The organism is Chryseolinea sp. T2, assembly GCF_037203685.1.
GTDB lineage: Bacteria > Bacteroidota > Bacteroidia > Cytophagales > Cyclobacteriaceae > Chryseolinea.
This window is the reverse complement of the sequence record NZ_JBBCAU010000003.1, coordinates 295,361-319,443: the sequence shown is the minus strand read 5'-3', so window position 1 is coordinate 319,443 and position 24,083 is coordinate 295,361. Positions and strand designations below refer to the sequence as shown.

General features: G+C 48.3%; 14 protein-coding genes. 10 read left to right on the top strand and 4 right to left on the bottom strand.

What is annotated here, in order from left to right:
* The first annotated feature begins 175 nt into the window (after nt 1–175).
* Entirely contained in the window at nt 176–505 is a 330-nt protein-coding gene (rhaM, locus tag WBG78_RS11125; protein WP_337326498.1) for an L-rhamnose mutarotase, read from the top strand.
* 14 nt (nt 506–519) lie between these two features.
* Here rhaM and WBG78_RS11120 read toward each other — a convergent pair whose 3' ends face one another.
* Together WBG78_RS11120 and WBG78_RS11115 are read right to left on the bottom strand one after the other, a co-directional pair.
* On the bottom strand, nt 520–1,575 hold the full coding sequence (locus WBG78_RS11120) for a GntR family transcriptional regulator (protein WP_337326497.1): 1,056 nt from the start codon (nt 1,573–1,575) through the stop codon (nt 520–522).
* A 178-nt stretch (nt 1,576–1,753) separates the two neighbouring features.
* Entirely contained in the window at nt 1,754–2,392 is a 639-nt protein-coding gene (locus WBG78_RS11115; RefSeq protein WP_337326496.1) for an MgtC/SapB family protein, read from the bottom strand.
* 77 nt (nt 2,393–2,469) lie between these two features.
* On the opposite strand from WBG78_RS11115, the gene WBG78_RS11110 reads away from it, so the two are divergent.
* Nucleotides 2,470–2,979 (top strand): DinB family protein, encoded by a 510-nt coding sequence (locus WBG78_RS11110; protein ID WP_337326495.1) that lies wholly within the window; start codon nt 2,470–2,472, stop codon nt 2,977–2,979.
* 102 nt (nt 2,980–3,081) lie between these two features.
* Here the strand turns inward: WBG78_RS11110 and WBG78_RS11105 are convergent, their stop codons facing one another.
* The gene (locus WBG78_RS11105) at nt 3,082–3,897 is read right to left on the bottom strand and encodes a head GIN domain-containing protein (protein ID WP_337326494.1); all 816 of its coding nucleotides are present in this window, start codon (nt 3,895–3,897) and stop codon (nt 3,082–3,084) included.
* 548 nt (nt 3,898–4,445) lie between these two features.
* Between WBG78_RS11105 and WBG78_RS11100 the strand changes: the two genes are divergently transcribed.
* The 7 genes from WBG78_RS11100 to WBG78_RS11070 all read left to right on the top strand — a co-directional run bounded on the left by WBG78_RS11100 (nt 4,446) and on the right by WBG78_RS11070 (nt 15,112).
* Nucleotides 4,446–7,856: a TM0106 family RecB-like putative nuclease gene (locus WBG78_RS11100; RefSeq protein WP_337326493.1), complete on the top strand. Its 3,411-nt coding sequence runs from the start codon at nt 4,446–4,448 to the stop codon at nt 7,854–7,856.
* Between the two features lie 235 nt (nt 7,857–8,091).
* A complete protein-coding gene (locus WBG78_RS11095; RefSeq protein WP_337326492.1) occupies nt 8,092–9,330 on the top strand; it encodes a TCR/Tet family MFS transporter in 1,239 nt (412 codons plus the stop codon).
* A 209-nt stretch (nt 9,331–9,539) separates the two neighbouring features.
* Complete coding sequence (locus tag WBG78_RS11090; protein WP_337326491.1) at nt 9,540–10,076, top strand: nucleoid-structuring protein H-NS; 537 nt, start codon at nt 9,540–9,542, stop codon at nt 10,074–10,076.
* A 25-nt stretch (nt 10,077–10,101) separates the two neighbouring features.
* Entirely contained in the window at nt 10,102–10,677 is a 576-nt protein-coding gene (locus WBG78_RS11085; protein ID WP_337326490.1) for a hypothetical protein, read from the top strand.
* Complete coding sequence (locus WBG78_RS11080) at nt 10,674–11,510, top strand: hypothetical protein (protein ID WP_337326489.1); 837 nt, start codon at nt 10,674–10,676, stop codon at nt 11,508–11,510. Before WBG78_RS11085 ends, WBG78_RS11080 begins: the two co-directional genes overlap by 4 nt.
* The gene (locus tag WBG78_RS11075; protein ID WP_337326488.1) at nt 11,497–13,923 is read left to right on the top strand and encodes a leucine-rich repeat domain-containing protein; all 2,427 of its coding nucleotides are present in this window, start codon (nt 11,497–11,499) and stop codon (nt 13,921–13,923) included. The genes WBG78_RS11080 and WBG78_RS11075 overlap by 14 nt, the downstream gene beginning before the upstream one ends.
* Before the next feature lie 163 nt (nt 13,924–14,086).
* Entirely contained in the window at nt 14,087–15,112 is a 1,026-nt protein-coding gene (locus WBG78_RS11070) for an LLM class flavin-dependent oxidoreductase (RefSeq protein WP_337326487.1), read from the top strand.
* 12 nt (nt 15,113–15,124) lie between these two features.
* On the opposite strand, the gene WBG78_RS11065 is transcribed toward WBG78_RS11070, so the two are convergent.
* Complete coding sequence (locus tag WBG78_RS11065) at nt 15,125–16,030, bottom strand: alpha/beta hydrolase (protein WP_337326486.1); 906 nt, start codon at nt 16,028–16,030, stop codon at nt 15,125–15,127.
* Between the two features lie 270 nt (nt 16,031–16,300).
* Here WBG78_RS11065 and WBG78_RS11060 point away from each other — a divergent pair, with 270 nt between their 5' ends.
* On the top strand, nt 16,301–23,953 hold the full coding sequence (locus tag WBG78_RS11060; protein ID WP_337326485.1) for a T9SS type A sorting domain-containing protein: 7,653 nt from the start codon (nt 16,301–16,303) through the stop codon (nt 23,951–23,953).
* The last annotated feature ends 130 nt before the right edge of the window (nt 23,954–24,083 follow it).

Genomic DNA, 24,083 nt, shown 5'->3' with positions numbered 1-24,083 from the left:
TTGGAGCGCGTCATGCACTGTCATGGTTGATTATTTTCGGTTAAAACAGCCGTAATGTGTAATATGTGTCGCGTTTGAAGGAAATCCTTAGGGCCATAGAGGTTGCTTAGCCGTATGCCCGGCGCCGCAATAATCTCAAAAGTTTTTCAGTATCAAAGTTTTAAATCCAGGCATCATGACAGGGGAAGTCCAGCGTCTCGCCTTTAAGATGAAGCTTAAGCCGGGCTTCAAAGAGGAATACCGAAAACGGCATGATGCCCTCTGGCCCGAACTTCGCCAGTTGCTTGCCGAGGCAGGAGTATTTGAATATTCAATCTTCCTGGATGATGAAACAGACACACTTTTTGCCTTTCAGAAGCAGAGGGCCGGCGGTCGTGGATCACAAACACTGGGTGAGAACCCCATCGTGCATAGATGGTGGAAACATATGGCGGACATCATGGATACAAATCCGGATTATTCGCCAGTATCAACCTCTCTTGAGGAGGTATTCTATTTGCCATAATAACCGCTGTCGCATCAAATAGAATCGCGGTTGATAAAGCGGAAAACATTCTTGACCACTTCCTTCTTCCTTTTAAGTATCATGTAAGCGGCGGTTTCTCCCATAGTCTCAAAGTCAGTGGAAATCACAGTAATGCCCAATAGCTCCTTCAGCGGAGTATCATTATAGGAAATTACGCCGATGTCCTTCCCCGCTACCATTTTACGATCGCGAATTTGCTTTACAAGATTTACCAGGTCGGACTCTTCAATAAGGATATAGGCATCGCGTACATGTAATTCCATGTCGGCGTAGATCTCGTTAAGGACTTCAAATGAAAATCCAAAATCTGTGCAAAACTTTTGAAACCCCTGAAGAATCTCCTGCGGGTAGGGGTATAGTGATTTTGTGGGATAAACTAGTATCAGCTTGTCGTAGCGACGGAGGCGTTCCATTCCCTCCTGCAGCGCCTCGAAAATGTCCATTTTGAAATCCTGGTATACAGACGCCACATCTTCGTCCAATGCCGCAATATGATTGTCCAGAATGAGCAACTTCTCAGCAGGGATCTTTTTCAGTTCCTCTATTACCTCCTCATCAGTACTCTGGTGCGCGAGGGCGGCATCTTTGAAATGCGGCATCACGACATACATGTCATAGCGCCCGCTATTCTCCCGTAGTGCATTTAGTAAAAGACGGGGATCGCAGTGGTAAACAACAAGGTCCACCTGCGCATTTTGCCCCAGTCGCGTAACCATCGCGTTGTAAATCTGAAGTTTGTAGGAACTTAACTTATTGAAAAGGAACAGCACATTAATCTTCGAAGGGAGCACGTTACGGGCAACATAGTAGCCCTTTCCCTTTGCAGATACGATGATTTTGCGCTCCTTCAGAACATTGTATGCCTTCTCTACCGTGTCGCGCGACAAATAATACTCCTCACTGATCTCATTGATGGAGGGCACCCGTTGACCTACCAAAAGCACGCCCCTCTCAATGTCGTCAATTATGGAATTAACGATTTGCCGGTATCTGGGAATGCGGGAATTTCGGTCAATGCGGATCTCGACGCCAAGTTCTTGCTCCTTCATGATCACTGATTTTGCAGGTAAGGTAACAATTTCCTTCAGTTACGAAAACGATTTCGTACGGATGCTGGCCACGCCCGTTGTGTCCTTAGTCCTGAGTATTAATAATATTAGCAGCATCAGAAAATGAAGAACTCAACTACTACGACCTTACTCAGGACTCAGGACTAACGACTCAGGACTAGTATTCATATGCCGACACCTGATCCGATTCCTTCAGGAACCCATTAAAATTGTCGAGCCTCTTTTCACTTCCCCGCAGGTGAAAAACCAATACATAGCTGTCGGCAGTCTTCATTTCCCGTTCCTTCTTATAAGAGAGATTTAACTCCGAAACTCGTTTCATAATAGTCCTTTCAAAGTCGCTATAGTGGGCAAAGGTGATCTTGTAGGTCCGCTCCTGGTGCATCCTGTTGATCTTGTTGGAAAAGACTTCAAACACTGATAACACTATAACCACCACAACCGTACCGCCTAAAGCAATGAAATATTGCCCTGCTCCAACTGACATGCCCAGGGCAGCCGTTATCCAAATGGTTGTCGCAGTGGTGATTCCACTAATGGACAGACCATCCTTGAATATTACACCCGCCCCAAGAAAGCCAATGCCAGTAACAATATTCGAAGCAATCCGGTCAGGAGAATTTACTCCCATTGTAATGGATACCTCCGTAAAAATGGTAGACCCCAGGCTGATCATGATCATCGTACGCAATCCGGCAGTCTTCGTCCGATACTCGCGTTCGGCGCCGATGATAGCTCCAATAAAAAACGAGATAACCAATTGGATGGCCGTCTCCAGCTCGTAGTTTACTCCCATACTTTTTAATTGGATTTGCGTGAACGCATAATGCCTTGTCGTTGTTGCTTCATTTGTGTCATACTAAACTAATACACATGGAAACCCTCACCAAATCTTCCGAATCATTACTATTTTCTCAAACATTCCTCAAGGCCTGGGCATTGCAGCTTAAACGATTTACACAAGTGGTTGATGAACTTGGCGACGAGACTTTGGCAAATCAAACCGCACCAGGCAGAAACACTGGTATTTACATTCTTGGACATATGGTTGCCGTGCACGATGGTATCTACCCGTTACTGGGTTTTGGCGATCGGCTCTATCCTGAATTGGATGCTCTTTTCATCAGGACACCAGATGCCGGTAAAGGTTATCCCGATGCAGCATCCCTTCGATTAAAATGGAAAGAAGTGAACCAACGATTGACTGAGAAACTCGAAGCGATGGATCCACACGAATGGCTTGATCGTCACACTGCTGTGAGCGAGTCAGACTTCGCTAAAGAGCCGAATAGAAATAAGCTCAATGTTATCGTAACGCGTCTCGCGCACGTGGGCTACCATGCCGGCCAACTGGTGTATCTGAAAGAGAAAGTTCAGGACTAAAGGCGATTGCCCTTTGTGCATCTCCTGCCGAAACGGAAAAAATAAGACCTGACGACTACCAATCGTCAGGTCTTATTGCTTTCTCGTTATTTTAAGTATGATTTACATCTTTCGTACGCTGCCACTGCCTGTCGCATGGCTATTGACCTTGCTTGGCTCACCGCGGTAGCGAACCGAACCGCTTCCGGTGATGTTGGCATCGATCTCGTTCTTCACGGAAATCTCTACGTCGCCGGAACCGGAAATGCGCACGTTGCATGTGTTTGTTTGCATGTTGGAAGCTAATACCTTACCGGAGCCGCTGATGGACACTCTAACATCCGAGGCACTTCCGCTCGCTTCAACTTTGCCTGAACCTGAAACTCCGAACTCAGCACTCTTGCTGACAGTAACACCTGCGGTCACCTTTCCTGAACCGCTTACATCGCTGTTGAGCGACGCGCAGCGTCCTTTTACATCGAGGTCACCTGAACCAGAAACATCGGCTTCCATAGGACCCGATACTTCGGCTTCTACTTTGAGATTTCCAGATCCACTCACGTTAAGCTCAAGTTCATTGGTGACAATTTTAGTTTCAACAATGATGTCGCCTGAGCCACTGACGTTAAGCGCATTTACGTCTTTTACAGTAACATAAACGTTCACTTCATCATCGTCGCCAAAGTTCCAGTTCGACCACTTGCCTTCGCGACCCACGATAAGCTTCGATCCTTCAACCTTAACAATGGTTTTCTCCAATGCATCCTTGTCGCCTTCGATCTCAACCTTTTGAGGACTTCCCTGTCTGACATACATCTTTCCAGGCACACGGAAGGAGATCTTTGTAAAGGTGTCGACATTCTTTGTTTGCCGGGATTGACCGACAACGGCCGAGGATACTATCATGCAGATCATCAGGCAGGTCGCGAAATACTTCATGCGGTTATGGCTTTGTTTTGTTTAGAAGACTGAATTAGATTTGGCAGGTGTTCATTGCAAGTTCTCGGTTTCTCGTCACGATTCATCATAAAGCTGCAGCAACCGTTAAGATGTCGCAACCGTTTCATAAGACCGAGAATGACCTGAGTAGGTTGCACTTCGGACGGAAAAACTTTAGGGTCCGGCCGGAGTCGCGCCGAGACGCGGTCCTACTGCTTAAACACCCGGCTCTGACTATTCATCCTAGGTCCACCGTAGGTCCACCCTAGGTTCATCCTAGGTCAGGCGTCCCCGAATTATGGGAAATTGAACTGGAAATTAGGTCCGGCCGCCAAAATGTCTTGAAATTGGCCTGGAAAACGCGTTTTGTCTTAATGTTGGGATCCAAAAATTTGAATTTTGATGCTTTAATCGTTCTTCGGAGGAAGCTGTTAAAGGACCTGGATCCTTGACAATAATCAAATATGCCGAATTAGGTCACAAGATCTCCCGACTAATTTTAACCAGCATTTTTAACCATCAGTGAAGTTACGACAAAGGTTGTCAGTGTGATTTTATTTCTTTACGAAGGGGAGAGTGAAAAGATGAATTTTCAGAATGATCAATTGAGGTTTTCGGCCACCGATCTGTCGGATTACCTGGGTTGCGAGCACCTCACTTCGTTATCCAAACGTGTTGCATTGGGTGAGTTGAAACGGCCCTATCGAAAAGACCCTGCGATCGAAGCCCTGATTCAGCGCGGAGCCATGCACGAAGCCGCTTACGTGGAAAACTTAAGAAGTCGTGGGCTCACCATTGTCGACTTGCGTGGAAAAGACAGCCAGGCAACCAGCCAAGCATTGCAAAACGGTGCTGACGTTCTCATCCAGGCGACGTTAACAGAAGGAGCGTGGGGTGGAATTGCCGACATCATTATCAAAGTTGACGGAAATAGTTCTTTTGGGCCCTGGACGTATGAAGTACAGGATACAAAGCTGGCACGTCAAACAAAAAGTGGTGCAATCCTCCAGCTGTGTCTCTATACCGACCTGCTTGCAAAAATGCTGGGCACAACTCCCGGGTATATGCATATCATCAGGCCGGACGTTGACTTCAAACCTGAGTCATATCGATTCGACGACTTCAGGGCCTATTACCAGATGATGAAGGATCGGCTTGAATCATTCGTCAAGGACAATAGCGTTAAGACATACCCTGTGCCGGTTGAACATTGTGGAGTATGCCGATGGTGGAAACGTTGTGATACACAATGGAGAGATGATGATCACCTGTCGCTCGTGGCAGGCATGCGCAATGCACAGGTAGAGGAGCTTTCGCGACAGAACATTCGGACTCTTGAGCAATTTGCGCTGACAACGCAAGTGCAGGCTCCGCTGCAGGGTAACCTCGAAGCTTTGTTACGGCGCAAGACACAAGCTGAACTTCAATACAAGGCGCGTATAGCCAAAGAGTTGCTGGAGAAGGACCTTCCTATTGAGTCTGGAAGAGGACTTTTCAGACTGCCGTTACCGAATGAAGGAGACGTTTACTTTGATATCGAGGGCGATCCATTTTTTGATGCGGGCGGCCTTGAGTACCTGTTGGGCTATGTGGTACGGGACGCCAATGATCTGAAGTATTCAGGTCGATGGAGTCGCACACGAATGGAAGAGCGGGATGCCTTTGGCGCATTCATGCACTTTCTGATGGGCCGATGGAAACGATATCCTGGATTTCATATTTACCATTTTGCTCCTTACGAACCTTCTGCCATCAAACGACTGGCGCGTGTGCATGCTATTTATGAAAAGGAGGTCGACCAGTTATTACGAGCAGAGCGCTTCATCGACCTTCATGCCGTGGTGAAGGAATCGTTAATGGCCAGCGTTGAACGTTACTCACTGAAAGAGATTGAAAAGTTTACTACCTATACCCGTCAGATTGATTTGACCGATGCAGGGCCGGCCCGAAAAGTCCTGGAAGTCGCCCTTGAGCTCCATCAATTCAACGATCTTCCGGCTGACGTATCGGAAACTGTTGAGCGATACAACGATGACGATTGCCGCGCCACGGCCGCCCTGCACGATTGGCTTGAAAAGATTCGTACGCGACGGGAGGCGGCAGGTGAAAAATTCGAACGCCCGTTGCTGAAGACAGGAGAGGCGGGCGAGGAAATTGAACTGCTTGAAACGAGGAGCACACAGATCTTTCACAGCATCGTCAGCGCGTTACCTGAGGATCGAAATAACTGGAGCAATGAGAACCGGGCAATGTGGCTGTTGGCCCATATGATCGATTATTTTCGCAGGGAAGCCAAGAGTGCTTACTGGGAATATTACAGACTTCATGAACTCGACGATGAAGATGTTATATCGGAGCGCAAAGCAATAGGCGGTATGACCTTTGTCGGCGTACAGCCAAAGCGTGGCAAGGAAAGAAACACAACGCATCGATATTCATTTCATCCACAGGAAACCTCATTGAATGAGGGCGATGAAGTGGTTGCAGTCAAAGGAGAGAAGCTGGGCACGGTGAGGGAGATCTCTCTGAAAGAGCTCTTTGTTGATATCAAGAAGCGTGATCAGTCTCTGAATATGCACGCGGAGTCTGTTCATCTTGCTGAAACGCCACCGCTTGAGCCATTACCTACTGCATTGATGGACCTCGCAGTTCAGCTCGAAGAGGATGGCCTCGGACATAGCTGGCCGTATGCCGCGTCCAAAGACCTTTTGATGAAACGCGCTCCAGTCACCACGGGCGGATATTCGCCCCTTGTCCATGCCGACGTGCTCGATGAAGCGGTTCACTGGGCACTTCATCTGGATAAATCTATCCTTCCCATTCAGGGCCCCCCGGGATCCGGAAAAACACACACAGGTGCCGCTATGATACTTGCCCTGATCAAAGCCGGAAAGAAGATAGGTGTGACGGCCACTAGCCATAAGGTTATCCGGAACCTTCTTAATAAAGTTAAGGAGCTGTCTGGCGATACTGATGTGCGGCTTGCCCATAAGGTTAGCGACAAAGACGATGTTCAATCGCTGCACGTGCAGGAAATACTGGATAACAAGGCGGCCCGGTCATTACTGGATCAGGGATTTGCGCTAGGAGGAACGGCGTGGTTATGGGCCGATAAGAACTTTGATAAGTCGCTTGACTACCTTTTCGTGGATGAGGCCGGACAGATGTCGCTTTCATATGTGCTGGCGGCTTCCCGTTGTTCACGAAATATTATTCTTCTCGGTGACCCACAACAACTAGAGCAACCTCAGCGAGGCGCACATCCGGAAGGTAGTGATGTTTCTGCTCTGAATTACCTGCTCGACGGTCATGCTACCATTCAAACTGGGCGTGGACTTTTTCTGTCCACAACGCGTCGTCTCTGCCCTGCACTCTGTGCGTTTACTTCTGAATTGTTCTACGAAGGCCGGTTAAGGTCATTGCCGGAGTTGACTAGTCAACGTGTTGGTGGCGATACAAAATTTGACGGTGCTGGTCTGTTTTATGTCCCGGTGCATCATGTCACAAATCAGGATCGCTCCTATGAAGAGGTATCAGTGATAGAGAAGATCGTGCATCAGCTGCTGGCAATGGGTACATGGACTGATGCAGAAAATAGGACGCGCAAACTTACCATCAAAGATATCCTGGTGGTTGCGCCTTACAACTCACAGGTATCGGCTTTGCTTGGCCAACTGCCCGAGTTGCATATCGGTACCGTTGACAAGTTTCAGGGGCAGGAGGCTCCGGTAGTAATCTACTCGATGACTAGTTCATCGGTTTCTGATGCGCCGCGAGGCATGAGCTTTCTTTTCAATCCGCATCGGCTTAACGTTGCTACGAGCAGGGCCCGCGGGATTTGTATACTTGTAGCATCACCCAGGCTCTTCGAGGCTGAATGCCATACGATAGAACAAATGCGCTGGGCAAACTCCCTGTGCCGTTATCATGAAATGGCTACTACTGTAAAAATGGAATAGACAAGGTATTAAGAAGTTCCGAAACCAAACTTTTTACGTTTTACATTCAGAGTTTTACATTTTGCGGTTATGCTTCTCAAATTCCAAACATCCCAAACTCTAAATACTCTGATAGTAAAATGGAAGCCAACTCAAAAAAATGACATTACTTTAGCAGAAAAGTTAGCAGGTCATCAGCGCTACCATCCCAGCATTGAATCTCCTGGCATACACAAGATCCTAATCTCCATCAAGAATGGCTCAAAAGAAAAGTGCACTGATCTTCATCTTCATTACGCTGCTGATTGACATCATTGGCCTCGGTGTTATTATTCCTGTTGTACCTGCATTGATTCAGGAACTGACCGGCGGCACGGTGAGCGAAGCTTCAGTTTATGGCGGCTGGATGTCGTTCGCTTATGCCCTGATGCAATTTCTGTGTGCACCCATTATGGGCGGATTGAGCGATCGTTTTGGAAGGCGTCCCGTGCTTCTTGCGTCCTTGTTTGGGTTTGGTATGGACTACCTGTTTCTGGCATTTGCTCCAACACTAGCATGGCTGTTTGTTGGTCGCGTGATCGCAGGAATCATGGGAGCCAGCTTCACCACAGCAGCGGCGTACATCGCTGACGTTAGTACTCCGGAGACCCGTGCTCAGAATTTCGGGATTATAGGTGCTGCATTCGGTCTGGGGTTTATCATTGGTCCATTCCTCGGCGGTGTGCTGGGCGAGTATGGATCCCGCGTGCCCTTCATGGTGAGCGCCGCGCTCTCACTCATTAACTGGTTATATGGTTTCTTTATCTTACCGGAATCACTTAAGCCAGAGAACAGAAGAAAGTTCGAGTGGTCGCGTGCTAATCCCGTCAGCTCACTGACGAGACTGAAACGTTATCCGGTTATCCTCGGGCTGGTAGTTTCACTGATACTCATCTATATTTCCGCCCATGCCGTTCAGACCAACTGGGTGTACTATACGGAAGAGAAGTTTGCCTGGGACCACAAGACCGTTGGAATCTCACTGGCTCTAGTAGGTGCCATGTTTGCAATTGTTCAGGGGGGACTGATCAGAATCATTATACCAAAGCTTGGTCAGGCACGAAGTGTTTACGTTGGATTAGGATTCACCGCTGCCGGTTTTGTACTCTACGCACTGGCAACCAAAACATGGATGATGTTTACATTCACGGTGGTGTATTGCATGGGAGGGATTGCAGGGCCGGCATTACAGGGTATCATATCAACTCAGGTGCCTGCGAATGAACAGGGCGAACTGCAGGGAGCACTTACCAGTCTGATGAGCGTAACTTCAATCATCGGTCCGTTACTCATGACCAGCATATTCGCCTACTTCACAATGCCCGGACATACGTATCTTCCCGGAGCCCCGATGTTGCTTGGTGCCGTCTTGAGTATAACGGCGACACTGCTTGCCCGAAGAAATCTCAAGCGGACGATGATGGGTAAGGACAGACCGGCGACCACCACAGTGTAGACGGTTCAACTACCTCAGCGGCAGCTCAAAAAAATTAGTTTGCTATTGTTGCAAACATTGCGGAATTTTCTCCGCAATAAGCTAACGCGTGAATACCAAATTTATTTTTTAGTTCGTTAGCAAAGATAACTTTGGCTATTTCTGGCATAATTATTCGTTGAACCCAACGAGCAAGATTGGCCATCATCTGGAAAAACAACTTACAACCCATGAAATATAATACGATCCGATTCCTGAGAACGCTTCCAAGGCTAACTTTCTTCGCCCTCTTTGTCGCCCTGGCCTCAGTAGGCACAGCTTGTAAAAGCAAAAAGAAGGCTATGGAAGTAGATGCGGGAGCGGCGGAACGCGAACGCCTTGAGAAGGAAGCAGCACTAAAACGCCAACAGGAAGAAGAGGCCCGCAAAAAGCGTGAAGCGGAAGAGCGCGCAGCGCGTGAAGCAGAGGAACGAAAGCGCGCCCCTTATGCGAAGCTCGAAGGCTACTTTAATTCAATCAGCAGTGCATCGTCGGCAGATGCAGCCAATGCCAGCATCAATGAGGCTCTTACACTGTTCTCTTCTTCAGAAACTCCTGTACTCATCGTCATCCACGAGGCAGCAGGTCAAAAAGACTACGATCGCCCTACGACGATACGCAACTATCTCAACTATCTGAAGGATCAGAAGAAAAAGGCAGATAAGATCGGTGAGCTCAAGTTCGATGGCTCCGGTAAGATCACAGAAGTTGAACTTGTAAAACAATAACACCATCATTCTAAAAATCCACACCATGTTTAAGTATATATATTCCGTCATTTTCTTCATTGTCCTGACTGCAGCGAGTGCATCAGCACAAACCGCCGACATAAGCCCAGCCCGCAAGCAGGCAATCGATTCTCTTGCCCTGGAGAAAGTGCGCGACTTAAGTAAGTACATCTCTATTATTGGAAGTAAGAAGACTCCTTACTCTGAAGCACAGCGCGTAATGGATCGCGCGGAGGAACTCTTTGCGCCCGAGAGCGAAATGGGCGTGTCTTCTCTCAATAGAAAAGAGATTAACTACTACAAAGTACGCAAGTACTTTGAACGCCTTATCGCTTTGAACTATGATCGCGTAACCATTTCATGGTATGATATTCATTACATCAGCGACCTCGAGCGTCAGCCCGATGGCCGTTACGTTGGAGTCGTTACTATCTATCAGAAGTTTGAAGGAACATCTGATGATGGAATGAAATACAAAGACACTACTAAAAAGGACATCACGATCTACGTGGAGCGGAAGAAGACTCAGATCGCCGGAAGAACAGTGGAGTTTTGGGATGTGTTGTTGGGCGATATCCGTGTTAGCGAAACGAGTGCATGAGATTCCAGAAGCCTTTAGTAGTATTATTTGTTTTGCTGATCAGCGGATTTGGATTGCATGCGCAACTCCTTGACAAGGAGGACGAAAGTCGCCTTTACGCTGAGACCAAACAGGTAAATCAATTCTTCCGCCGTTTCAACGGAGAGGAAAACGAAAAAGGCGACCGCTATTATCCAAAAGACAAACAGTATCGCAGCGAGAAGCTCCGGAAGAAATACATCGGAATGCTTTTCGATGCCAGCAATAACAACATCGGAGGCGACCTCAAAGTACAATTTGCAAAAGACGTACTCGAGAGCGCGCCTCCGGCGGTGCTGGAATTTCATGGAGGCAGCTGGTTCGCCGAAGTGAATACAACATTTACATTGAATGGCAAGTCAGAAACTGTTACGCTGTTCATGGAAATTGAAAAAGCTCAGGTGGGGAGTAAGTGGGTGATCAGCCGGGCCCATGCCGACGTGTTTGATCCCTATTTTATAAGAGACACAACCCGCGTGGGCAGGTTCATGCATCCGATGAGCCATGAACTCGATTTTATGAATCTGCGCAAGGCTTTCAACTATACTGACAGCATTGCCCAGTTCTCTGTGCGACGTTTCAGACCAGACCACCTCACACTTCTTTTCTATGAAGTAAAGCGTGGCAATATGAAATTTAAGACGGTAGAGTCCGTAAAGTTCCATTTCTTCCAGGTGAAAGGATGGTACTTTGAAATCTCTGAATTCAATCGATCAGGTTACAATACCGGATGGTTGATTTCGAACCTTGTTAAGTTGAACAATGATCAGGAAAGGAAAATTCTGCAACGCTATCTCTACTATGAAGGTCGCTAACGCGCTCGCTGTTCTTCTTCTGGTTTTCTGTACCGCCAATGTATCTGCTCAGCAGGCGAAATCAGAAATAAAACAGCACGAGCAGGAAGTAAAGGATATCATTAAGTTCCTTGAGTATATTCTCAATACTCTTGGAAGCAGCGAATCATCTGCCCGGGATAAAGACGTTCTCGTAACCGAGAGCTATACTAAAATTTTCCGCGACGGCAAAGTCCAGGTGGAGGATGATCTCGTGGAAAAACGCAACGTCATCACCAACAAGGATGTTCAGGCCTATCTGAAAGACGTCGATTTCTTCTTTCAGGATGTGAAATTTGAATTCAACATTAAAGATATCAAGGGCAGCGTTAATTCTAACGGCAAACTGTTTTACAAAGTATCTATCGTACGCAATATGAGGGGCACAACTATGGAAGGACGCGTTGTAAACAGCACGATGCCCCGGTTTGTCGAGATCAATTACGATCAGAATGCCAAGGACCTGAAGATCGTTAGCATTTATACCAAGGAATTCGATGAACGGACGTCGCTTCTAACGTGGTGGAATTCACTTTCATACGAATGGCAGTCTTTCTTCAAGAAGAGAATCAATGTCGTAAGCGACACGATGGATATTACAGATATCCAATCCGTCATGGACGTTGAATCAATCGATCTTAGTCAGAATCATCTGGTTCAAAACATTGAGCCGCTCACCGCCCTGGTCAACCTTCAGGTGCTTAATATTTCACACACACCTATCGTCGACCTGAGCCCCCTACGCAACCTCACCGGTTTGATAGAACTCAACGCATCATATACAAACATCGAAGACGCAACGGCATTGCGTTATTCAGACAACATGACAAAGCTGAATCTCAGCTTTACAAAGGTTGCCGATCTCAGCTTTGTAGAACGGATGATGCACCTCGAACAGTTGGAGATTAGAGGTACGCGCATCACAGACTTCACGATGCTTGAAAATCTCACGACACTCAAAATGCTCGATGTAGCCGGAACAGGCATTCAGGGAGTGAATCCGATAACGAAGCTGTCGAATCTTTCAGAGCTCAATATCTCAGGCACAATGGTGGAGGACCTCAATCCGATTTCAGGATTGAAACAGTTGAGGACATTGTATCTTGACAGCTCCCGCGTTGTACAGTTAACCCCGTTGAAGGGCCTGGAGAATCTGGAGAAGTTATCAGTAAACTGGACTCAGGTTGGAGACCTCACTGCTTTGGTGCCACTCAAGAAACTTCAACGCGTATATTGTGATCATACATTGATTCAAAAGGACGTAGCCGAATCTTTTATGGCAGCTAATCCCCAGGTACTCGTCATTTATGATTCGGAGGATATGCGCGGTTGGTGGAATGCACTTCCTGAACCCTGGAAGGCTGCATTCATCAAGACCGCTGCTATCGGACAGAATCCAACCAACGAAGAGTTGGCTAGAATCCCCAATCTTGATTCACTCAACGTGTCAGGGGTTACCGCCATAAAAGACCTTGAACCATTAAGGAACGTTCCCCGTCTACGTTCTCTTAAGCTCGATAAAACTTCGGTTACGGACCTAAGTCCTATTCGCGATCAGCGATTGCTTACTGTTCTCGATATCAGCGACACGAAAGTCAATAACATTGATGTCGTTAGTAATTTTACGAAGCTTGGTTTGTTGAGGGCCGATCGCACTGGAGTGAACAACATAAGCGCGTTGTCAAATGTAGGTACGGTGAAGAAGGTATTTTTGGATGGTACGTCCATCAGCGACTCCGTTGTTCAGGAATTCTTGCACCGACAGCCAAAGTGCCTGGTTGTATTCAAGACCGACACTCTTGTAAGATGGTGGAAAGACCTTCCTGGAGCATGGAAAGAAGTTTTGAACGAAGCAGTCAATATCACAGAGGGAAATCAAAAAGAGGACCTGCATCGTTTGGTTGAGGGCGAGGTCGTTCGTGTGAAAGACGCGGCCGTCAGCAATCTTTCGGTGTTGCAGGAGTTCGTCAGACTCAAAGAACTCGACCTGTCCGGAACGTCGATTAGTGACCTGTCTCCGTTGATTAAGATTCCAACACTACGGGTATTGAAAGCCACTAATAGTCCGATAAAAAATCTTGAGCCCCTGCGTTCCATGGCGCAACTGACCTCTCTTGATATTTCAAATACACCTGTTGAAGACCTTCGGCCGATAAAGGGTCTGCAGCAGCTGAAATCATTCAGTTGCTCAGGCACGCAGGTGAGTAGCCTCAGTGCGTTAGAAGAGTTGTCAAATCTTGAGTCTCTGGACTGCTCAAATACGGGTGTTAAAAAGATCGATCCCCTGTCTGCGTTGCCTTTGAAATCATTAAAGTGCTATAACACGAAGGTCACAGGCAAGGCAGTTGATAAGTTCCGGGAAAGCAACCCAAATTGCAAGGTCGTTCATTATTAGGCTTTTTCTAAACGGCAAGATTCGGAGAGAAAACATCTCTGAGACCATCGATCGCACAGCCGGGCGAAACATTGATCAATTACGTCTGCCGATCATTTGCGCCCTTCACCGACCTGGTGTCGATGCAGGGGAACGAAAGTTCATTCCTGGTAGTTTCATCTCTATGAGACTGTCGCTCTTGGATTTGTCACCTGTGCCGCCGGATGGTAATCGGACGAAAGCGATTGACCAGACCATCGAGAGCGCACAACACGCAGAACGCCTTGGCTATACGCGGATCTGGGTAGCCGAGCACCATAATACTGGTGCGTTAGCTGGCAGGGCGCCTGAAGTGCTGATTCCCCTGATTGCTGCAAAAACGTCGAAGATCAGGGTCGGTTCCGGTTCGGTATTGCTCAATCATTATAGCCCATATAAAGTAGCTGAGAATTTTGCCACTCTGAATGATATGTTTCCAGGTCGCATCGACATGGGAATTGGCCGCGCGAATACTGGTCCGATCTCCGATATCGCTTTGCAGCGGAATCGTACGTTCAGGCAGGACACGGAGGACTCATTTGAGCAGCTTGTTGAATTATTAAATTGGTTCAACCACGACTTCGAACCATCACATCCGTTTTATAAGGTCCGCGTTCACGGAAGTGGAGCACCTCCCGCAATCTGGCTTCTGGGATCGAGTCCGTGGAGCGCTTTGGCTGCTGCCCAGCTAGGGTTGCGTTATGCGTTTGCTGCATTCATCAATCCATCATCAGCATACGATATCGTTAGCTCATACAGGGACAAGTTTGCCGCATCTTCAAAGCCAACGGGTGCCCTGAAGCCGGACGTAATACTTTCTGTTAGCGTATACTGCTCTGAAACGACCGAGGATGCGATTCGTCTTAGTGCACCTGTTCAGATAATGATTCAGCGCCTTCAACAACGCGGCGACCTCAATGGACTGTTGCCAACTGAAGAAGAGGCAATCAGGCAATTGGGCAGCTCATTGCAAAAGGGTGAACTCACTGATCCGACGGCACCACCCCGAATGCTTACCGGAACACCGGAGCAAATCAAACTCTGGCTGCAGCAACTAGCGGTTGGATTTGGGGCTGCTGAAATAATGATTCAATGCATCAGTCCACATCATGAAAGAAGACTTCGTTCCCTCGAGCTGGTAGCCCAGGCGTTATTGCCTAAGGTTGCATAGAGGGCACAATCTCTATCTGAATACCTCCTTTAAGAATTTGAACATTCGATCGCGGATATCCTGTGCGTCGAACATTTCTCCGTAGTGTGGCGCACCCTTCACAACAGTGAGCTCATTCTTTACCCCGGCAAGATTGAGATACGATTGCAGCAGCACTGATTGCTGGTAGGGGACCGATTCATCCTTTTCTCCCTGCACAATGAAGAACGGTGGGTCATTTTTGTCGACATAAGTTACAGGACTTGCCCGCTTGCTTAAGTCAGGACGTCTTAACGCTGACGCGCCCAACAGTCGTGAAATAGGATCACTGGTACTATCCGGATCCGCTCTTCCGATCATAGCAAGGAAATCGGACGGACCGTAGAAGTCTATGACTCCTCTTATGTTGTACGATGGTTTCCTGCCTCCTGCATAAAAATCGCTTACGTTGTTATTGAGGGCCAGACCCTGCAAGGATGCAAGATGTCCACCTGCGCTGAAACCAATAAGCACGATCCTGGTTTTGTCAATGTTGTATTTGGATGCGTTGTTATGCAGAAATTCGAGGGCCGCATTGCAGTCCTGAATTTGAGCCGGAAATGGTGCCGTCGTAGAATGCCGGTAATCGATTGAGGCTAAAGCATATCCCGCCTCGATAAAACCGCTGACTGTCCGTTTCATATAACCCATGTCGGCATATTTATCATTCAGCATCCATGCGCCTCCATGTATCCAAACAACCAGGGGCAAAGGTGCCTTTGCGTTGGCCGGGAGGTATATATCGAGGAGATGCTTCTTCAGCGTATCATTTGCATAAGGAATGTTCTGATGAAAAACAGTGCCGCCAGGGAACCATGCGCGTACGCGTTCGGGAGCCTGGCCAAGAGCGAGTGCCCCGGAGCCGAGGCACAGAATGATGACTAGTAATTTTTTTACCATAAAGTGATCTACTGGGTAGATTAAGATTTGAAAAAGGCGACGGAGTTCGACTACCTGACTATAAAGCTATAAAAAAATAACGTTTGCGCCGTGGCCAGGCGCTAATAGCCAGCCCGTTGTGATTGTTTACCCAGCGGGAATTTTGTATTATTGAAATTCGACGTTTTTCGTGCCTCGCCAAATGGATGATTTTTGAGTGGCCATGAAAACAACGGGTGGCCTGATACCCGGATTTTTTGAATTGATTTTCGGAGACCAAAACCAGAGAAAATGCCCAGATTTCTACGGTTAATGCTGCTCACTGCAGTTGGCATAGCTATGTTTTCGCACAGCCATGCCGTTACATACTATACTTACACCAGCGCCGCTACAAGTGGCTCCTGGCACAGTGCTGCTACCTGGACCACCGACCCTTCGGGAATAACGTTGACCGGCAGCGCCGTGCCTGCGAATAACGATGCCGTTGTGATCCTAAACGGATTCACAGTCACACTGACTGCACCCGTAACCACCACAGGGCACTCAATTACAATCAACAATGGCGGAGTGCTCGATCTTGCGACCTTCACTGTAACGACACTTAATGCACTGGCCGGTAGTGGTACGTTGCGCATCAAGTCGAGTTACTTCCCAACAGTTACATCAAACACCTTTGTAAACAATGCCGCCGCCGGTGCGACGGTCGAATACGCTGACTTTGGAGCCACGGTGCCGGTGATCAGCACTTTGCCCAATGTGAGGTTCGTAAATACTACAGCATCCAACTACGTGATCACACTTAGTAATCCATCGTCTTATACGCTGGCCGTCGGTGGTAACTTTACAACGCAGGCATCCGGCAGCGGCCAACTCACAGTAACGCTTGGGAATGCTGCGACGAATGTCATCACGCTTAACATCGCGGGTAACATCACCATTGGGCCCGGCACGACATGGAACACAGGCGTTTTTAATGCCTTTCACTCAGTGTCAGCCTCCGGCGACATGACGAATAGCGGCACGGTAAATTTTAGTAATGGAACCGGTGGCGCTAACCTGAATTTTATCAATGCCACAGACAACGTTCTGGCCTGTAACGGAACGACGACGCTTTACACCCTTATAGTTGATAAGGGGACCTCGTCTACAAATATTTTGTCTGTAACATCGACGAATGTGGCTAACCTCACTTTGAACTCTGGTGGCGTGCAGGTAACCATCACGAATGGAACACTTCGCCTCGGAGCTAATATTAATTTGCCGCGTCTGCGTAACGGCGGAAATTACGACCTCGGCAGTAGCTCTAATAGCCCCATGCTTTGGATCGATGGCGCTACAGTTAATATGAGCAATAGCCCTCTCGTTGTCTACGGCAAATTCAGGATCACCGCCGGAAGTTTCACTGCCACCGGAAGTGAAGGAACTGTAATTCGCGAGGAGGGGCAGTACATGATCGAAGGCGGCACCTTTACTACTGAAAAGTTCCGGCCTTCCAATACGGCTTCAGGCCATCGCGGATCATTTATCATGACGGGAGGAATTGTAAATGCTACCGGCACGGGCTCAAATGCTGACTATGCGAGGTTTTCGATGCCCTTCAGAGATCAGGTCTTCATTATGACAGGAGGAACGATCAATGTCGCTAACACTGTATCTGGAAACCAGGGCGGAATCCATATCGGCGTGAAGGAATCTAACTATACGGTTACTGGCGGCACGTTCAATGCAATATTGACGGGATCAGGTACACAATTCAAGATTCTATCAACTGTTCCATTTTATAACCTCGCGATATCGCGAACAGGATCTGGAGTACCAACTACAGTCGTCCTCGGCAGCATGCCTACGGGTCCTCCAGGCTACGTGGACATGACGTTAACAGCCCAGCCACTTAAGGTCTTAAATAATTTCACCATCGATGGAACAAACACTCCCATATTTGATGCGGCCAGCCTGGATGTAACGGTAGGCGGCAACTATTCTATTGGTTCTGGCGCTACTTATACTCCGGGCAATAACACAACTACTTTTAACGGAGCTGCCGCTCAGCAATTTGATAACAGTGGAACTATCACTTCGGGCTTGTACAGGCTAACGGTCGACAAAGCAGGTGGTACACTGACCCTGGGCGGCACGGCCACTAGCTTTACCGTTAGTAACCAGCTTACTCTGACCAAAGGTGTCTTAAACGATGGTGGAAAAATAATCCAGGTTACAGGCAACGTATCGAACAGCGCCACCCATACCGGTACGGGTAACATCACATTGTCCGGAACATCGACGCAGACTTTGGCTGGCGATGGAAACGGGGTGTACGGAAACGTAGTCCTTAGTAACAATGCCAACCCTGGTGCGCTTGCGTCTGCCAATCTCTCGATAAGTGGCATACTCACGCTGGCAGGAATGGGCAATAGTTTGTTTGATATCAATCAATACAGGCTTGCAATGACCTCGAGTTCAGCAACAGCCATCAACACAACTGAGAATGGTTTCAGCAATCTGAAGATGATCCGTACGCTTGGCTTGCAGTCAGATGGAGGTTTACGAAAGACGTTTGGTAACCTGAGCGCATTCCTTTATCCCGTAGGCGCAAATAATTTGTATACGCCTGCAAGCATTCAGCTTGGAGCTGTCCCATCCAGTTATGGTAGCATAACGGTTAGACCTGTCAACTCAAGGAATCCATTTGTCGTGCCGGGCAACACCAACAATCTGAACTGGTACTGGAATGTTTCGTCCGCTGGTTTTGTAGGCGCCACGCTTTTTACACAACGCTATTACTATGATGAAGCCAGCGTTAGTCCTTCCGGAGACGACACCAATTATGTTCCGGCACGTTATAATCCGACAAGCTGGACGGTAATCAATAACCTGGCGGAAGTCAATGAAACCACGAACGAAATCAGATTTGCGAACGTAAGCTATATTGATGGTGACTACACAGCTGGACAGTCGTCAGCGTTTGGAACCGTGAAAGTGTTTTATAGCAAACGAAACGGTGACTGGTTCAATACAACCGCCGGGGTTACGCCCTGGAGTAACACCAGCCATACCGGGCCGGATGCAAACACTTCTCCTGGTCCGGGCGACCATGTCTATATCGGGAACGGCAGCACGTACAATCATACAATAACTATTAGCGGAAACAACGCCAGATCTGGTGGATTGGAAATCGGTTCAGGAAGTACGCTCGACGTAGGAACTTTTACTGGCCATAACTTTGGTGCTCTCGAAGATCTCCCGATAGGAGGTAGTGGCACACTACGCATTTCATCGGCCACCGCTACCGCCGAGTTCCCTGCAGGTGATTTCGGCAATTTTATCCGCGCAAGTGGAGGCACTATAGTTTACTATACAACGGGCACGCAGAATTTTACCATTCCCCTTTCGTCGGCGTCGCCAACACTCCTTCCTCTAATTACCTACCGTTATCTGAATATACAGCCCGGTGCATCACGCACGATTACATTGGCGAACCAGAATGTACGCGTTTACAACGATATGGCTATTCAGGGCGCTGCTTCAAGCGCCGTTGCCGCTATTTACGGCACGGCTACCCGTAGTTGGCTTGTTAATGGAAATCTCTCAATAACTGGTGGCACCCTGGCGTTTCAAAATGGTATTGCGCATGCCGTGGATGTAGATGGCAATATTGCAATAAGCAATGGTGCATCCCTTAGCGTAGCAGCCACCGGCACAGCTGTGGCCAACAGCTTAACGGTTGGAGGCAGTATTACCAATAACGGCACTTTTGACATGAGTGTGGGCAGCAACTACTGTAATGTGACATTCGACGGTTCTTCCAATGCCTCAGTCACAGGAACAGGAGCTACTACCGATTTCAATGTTCTCACTGTGGCGAAAGGCACAAGCATGGCCACGGTTCTTGATATTAATGCGTCAAACTTTACACTTGCACCCTTAGCTGCGCCCCTGGTCTTAGCTAACGGGACATTCAGACTATCGAGTGCTCAATCCATCACTATTGCAAGTGGCGTAGACTTTAACATACCGGCGACAACCCGCCTGTCAGCAAACGGCGGAACTCTGCAACTGACAGGTATCGATGGTATAGACATGTTACTGGCAGGAACACTGGAGATACTTGCCGGAGGTGTAAACGTGGGAGGCAGTACGAACGACAATTCCATAGAGTATGCCTCAACGGGTCTTCCAACAATAAGTGTCTCGGGTGGTACACTGAATGTAAATGCGCAGATACGTCGCTCAGCCGCAAACGCACAGGGAACACTTGCGTACAATCAAAGCTCGGGCATAGTGAATGTCGGTATATCCTCAGCAATCACAGCATCAAGGTCCCTGTTTGAAGACTTTGGTACTGGCAGTTTATTTACAATGTCTGGTGGACTGTTACGTCTGCAGCGAATGGTTGATAATCCTTCCACTGCTGCTGTTGACGTCATGACTGAGTTGTTCCTGCAGCCTTCCGGCGGAAGCGTAACAGGAGGAACTATCGAGGTCGGAAATAATTCTGTGTCGTCGCAAGTGATTGATATTGTCACAGCCGTACCGCTGTTCAATGTAAGTGTTGCAGGCAATACCAGTACAGGAAATCTGCAATCCTCTGCGTTAACGCTAAGGGGATCGCTGTCCATTGCTTCAGGAGGCCTGTTCCTTGCCAATGGATTGAATGTGAGCATCGCAGGTGATATGACGAATGCGAACACGGACAATGCGACAGGTATAACGACAGGAGGGTACCGTGCGGGTACCTTGAATCAGACTACAACATTTAATGGTTCTTCCGGGCATCAGAATATTACCGGCGTTGCAGGCAATCTTACAAACTTTGGCAACCTGGTTATCAGCAATACTTTCACAGGAGGTATAGTGACCTTGCAGCCCAATAGCAACCTTCGTGTCAACGGAAATTTTACACTGAGCACAGGTACACTTGCTGGCGCGGCCAATACCGTAACAGTTGTGGGAACAGTTTCGAATTCATCGACTCATACGTCTTCCACAGGTAGCATTACCCTGGCCAGTGGTTCACTACAGTTGGTGACGGGCAATGGCTCAGGAAAGTTTGGTAACGTCGTGCTGAATTCTGGTGGCGCGTATTTGGGAGCAAACCAGGAAGTTACCAGCAATCTCACTTTCAGCGGAGGTTTACTGATGCTCGGTAGCTACGGACTTAATCTTTCAAATACAAGTCTGTCTTCCATTGTTAATTCCAATGTCACGACCGCGTATATCACAACGTCTGGAAATTTATCCGATGGCGGTGTTACCAAAGCATTTGCCGCGGGAGCATCCGGAACATTTACTTTCCCGGTTGGCGTTTCCGGAAAGTATACGCCAGCAACTTATACACTTGTCAATGGTGGAACGCCGGGAACGATTAACGTACGGCCGGTAAACAGCAAACATCCCAACGCTACGGGTACTGGCCTTTCTTATATCCGATATTACTGGCGTGTTGCAACAACAGGCCTGGCTATATCTTCGCTTAATCACACCTACACTTACAACGCGGCCGATGCTAATGGCACCGAGAGCAACTATCGCGATGCCAGGTTCTTTGGTGGTTTGTGGTCGGTGGGTATCAGTCCCAGTAACCCGAACGGTTCACGTGTAATTACATTTACAAATAGTACTGAAATATCGAGCGACTATACCGCAGGAGAACAACTGGCATTCGTGCCTGCCACGACGTACACCAGCATTGCGTCGGGTCCATGGGAGGCGAGATCGGCAGTATGGTCTCCAGATCCGGGCGCAAATTCGGGACCACCTCCAGGTTCATTTATCATCATCAGCGCGGGTACCACGGTATCGGTAGGTACCAGCGGGAAAAGCATGGCAACCATGAATGTTCGGGGAATAGTTAATCTGGGTATAACAAACAGTCACAACTTTGGAACGGTCACCTCAACGGGCGCTGGCGAACGAACTATGCAGCTTCAGTCATCATTCTTTCCCGCGGGCGACTTCTCTCAGTTCAACAGTGCTGCAGGTGGTACAGTGGAATACAACGGCGCAGTAACTCTCTCGGCGACGCAGTCGAGTTATAACAACCTGTCGTTTACCGGAGCGGGAATCAAGGAGCTGGGTAACGTGAACCTCACCATTAATGGAAGTATAAATATCGCCGCAGGGACAGTCAATAATACGGTGAATCGAAATATCAGTATGACGAGCAGTTCCGCCGACTTTACCAATAGCGGAACGTTCAATGCAGGAAGTGGGTCGGTGACAATAGGCCGCGACCTGATTAACACCGGTGCGGGCGCGGTGTTCAATGGCCCAAACAGTACAACGGGATTAAAGGTCATGCGGAACCTGGTTAACGGAGCCGGCACAACATTCACTGCCGGGACTGATAGCGTAGGAGTGCGCGGCACGTTGACTAATTCAGGAACGTTTACTTCGGGTTCAAACACCCTTAGGGTAAATGGGAATCTTCAAAACCTGGCGGGCACCTTCAATGGTTCATCCGGTAGTCTTAGCGTTGGTGGCGCGCTGACGAACAACGCTGCTTTCAGCGCAGGCGCAGGGTCCATAAATGTCCAGGGGCAACTGACAAACAGCGGCGCGTCCGCAATCTATGCGGCCAACGCAAGTAATGTTACCGTTAATGGTTCTGTCAATCTTACTACCAGCTCCCAATTCAATGCAGGTACAGGTTCCATCACGACTAATGGCAATTGGACCAACAGTGCGACATTTATCGCAGGTACAGGTACGGTCAATTTTACAGGTAGTAGCAATCAGACGATCACAGGAGCAACCACCTTTTACAACGTAAGCCGCGGTGGCGGAAACCTCACGTTGAGCAACGATGTGACCGTTGGTGGCTTACTCACGCTTTCCAATGGTCATATTGTAACAAGTGCAAATGTGCTTTCGCTCACGAATAGCACGACACAGCCTGTAACAGGTTATAGCGCTTCTGCCTATGTCGACGGTGCCCTTTCAATCGCGTTTCCTAATACCGCCCTGGAGACCCGGGTTTATCCAATCGCGTCTGCAGGTGCATACCGCCCGGTCACGATTCAGCAAACTGCTTCGTCTACTGCTCCCGTTGTTCGGGTAAGGATGACCAACACAGCTCCAACGGGCACGCCACCATCAGGAGTCGATCGCCTGTCGCAGGCTCGCTACTATTCAATCAATCTGTTGTCGGGAACCATGAATGCTCCAACAGTTGATCTTAGTTTTAATACCAATGGTGCAGCTGACGAAACAATTGCAACACCTACAAACGCGCGCGTGCTCCGGTCAACGTCCTCGTCTGGACCGTGGACTGATGCAGGCGGATCTGGAGTTTTCTTCCCCGCCGATCCAGCCGGTCACGTCACTTCTGGATTAACGAGCATCACTAGTGGAACCTTTTTTACGCTGGGATATCCAAACGAAGTAACACCAGTAACACTGGTTTCCTTTACAGCACAACTGATCAGCGATCTTGTCGAGCTCTCCTGGGCGACAGCTTCTGAAAAGAACAATCATTACTTCACTGTTGAACGCAGTGACCATTCACTTAAGTTTGACTCTTTGTTTTCTATCGACGGTGCCGGTGACAGCCAGCTGCTGTTGCACTATGGAGCTGTCGACTATTCGCCCCTTCAGGGGGTGTCATTTTATCGCCTGAAGCAAACTGATTTCGATCTGAAATTCAGCTACTCAAAGGTGGTGCGTATCGAGTACAACGGTACGTCTGGTAACGCCCTGTCATTGTATCCCAACCCTGGCCGGGTTAACGAGCCGATCAAATTGAAGTCCGGCGGGCTTAGTACTGAGATGTGTAGCGTATTCATTACCGATGCTCTTGGACGGATACTATACGCAGGCATGTTAGATTTGTCAAAGCCAGTCAACCTTCGTGATCTGCCCCTGAACTATCAGCTAACATCCGGTGCCTATGTGATCCGGGTTTCGCAGGGAAGCAGGGCGGAGATAAGGAAGCTTGTCATTGAGTGATAGTCGGAGCACCTGTTATCGCTTACTGATCATTTGTTTTCAATTGACGGGGCGTGGCCAATTAACCAGCCGTCGACAAATACTTCAACTGGTGGTCGTCCGTAGTTGATCAGGAGTCGCTACAGTCTGA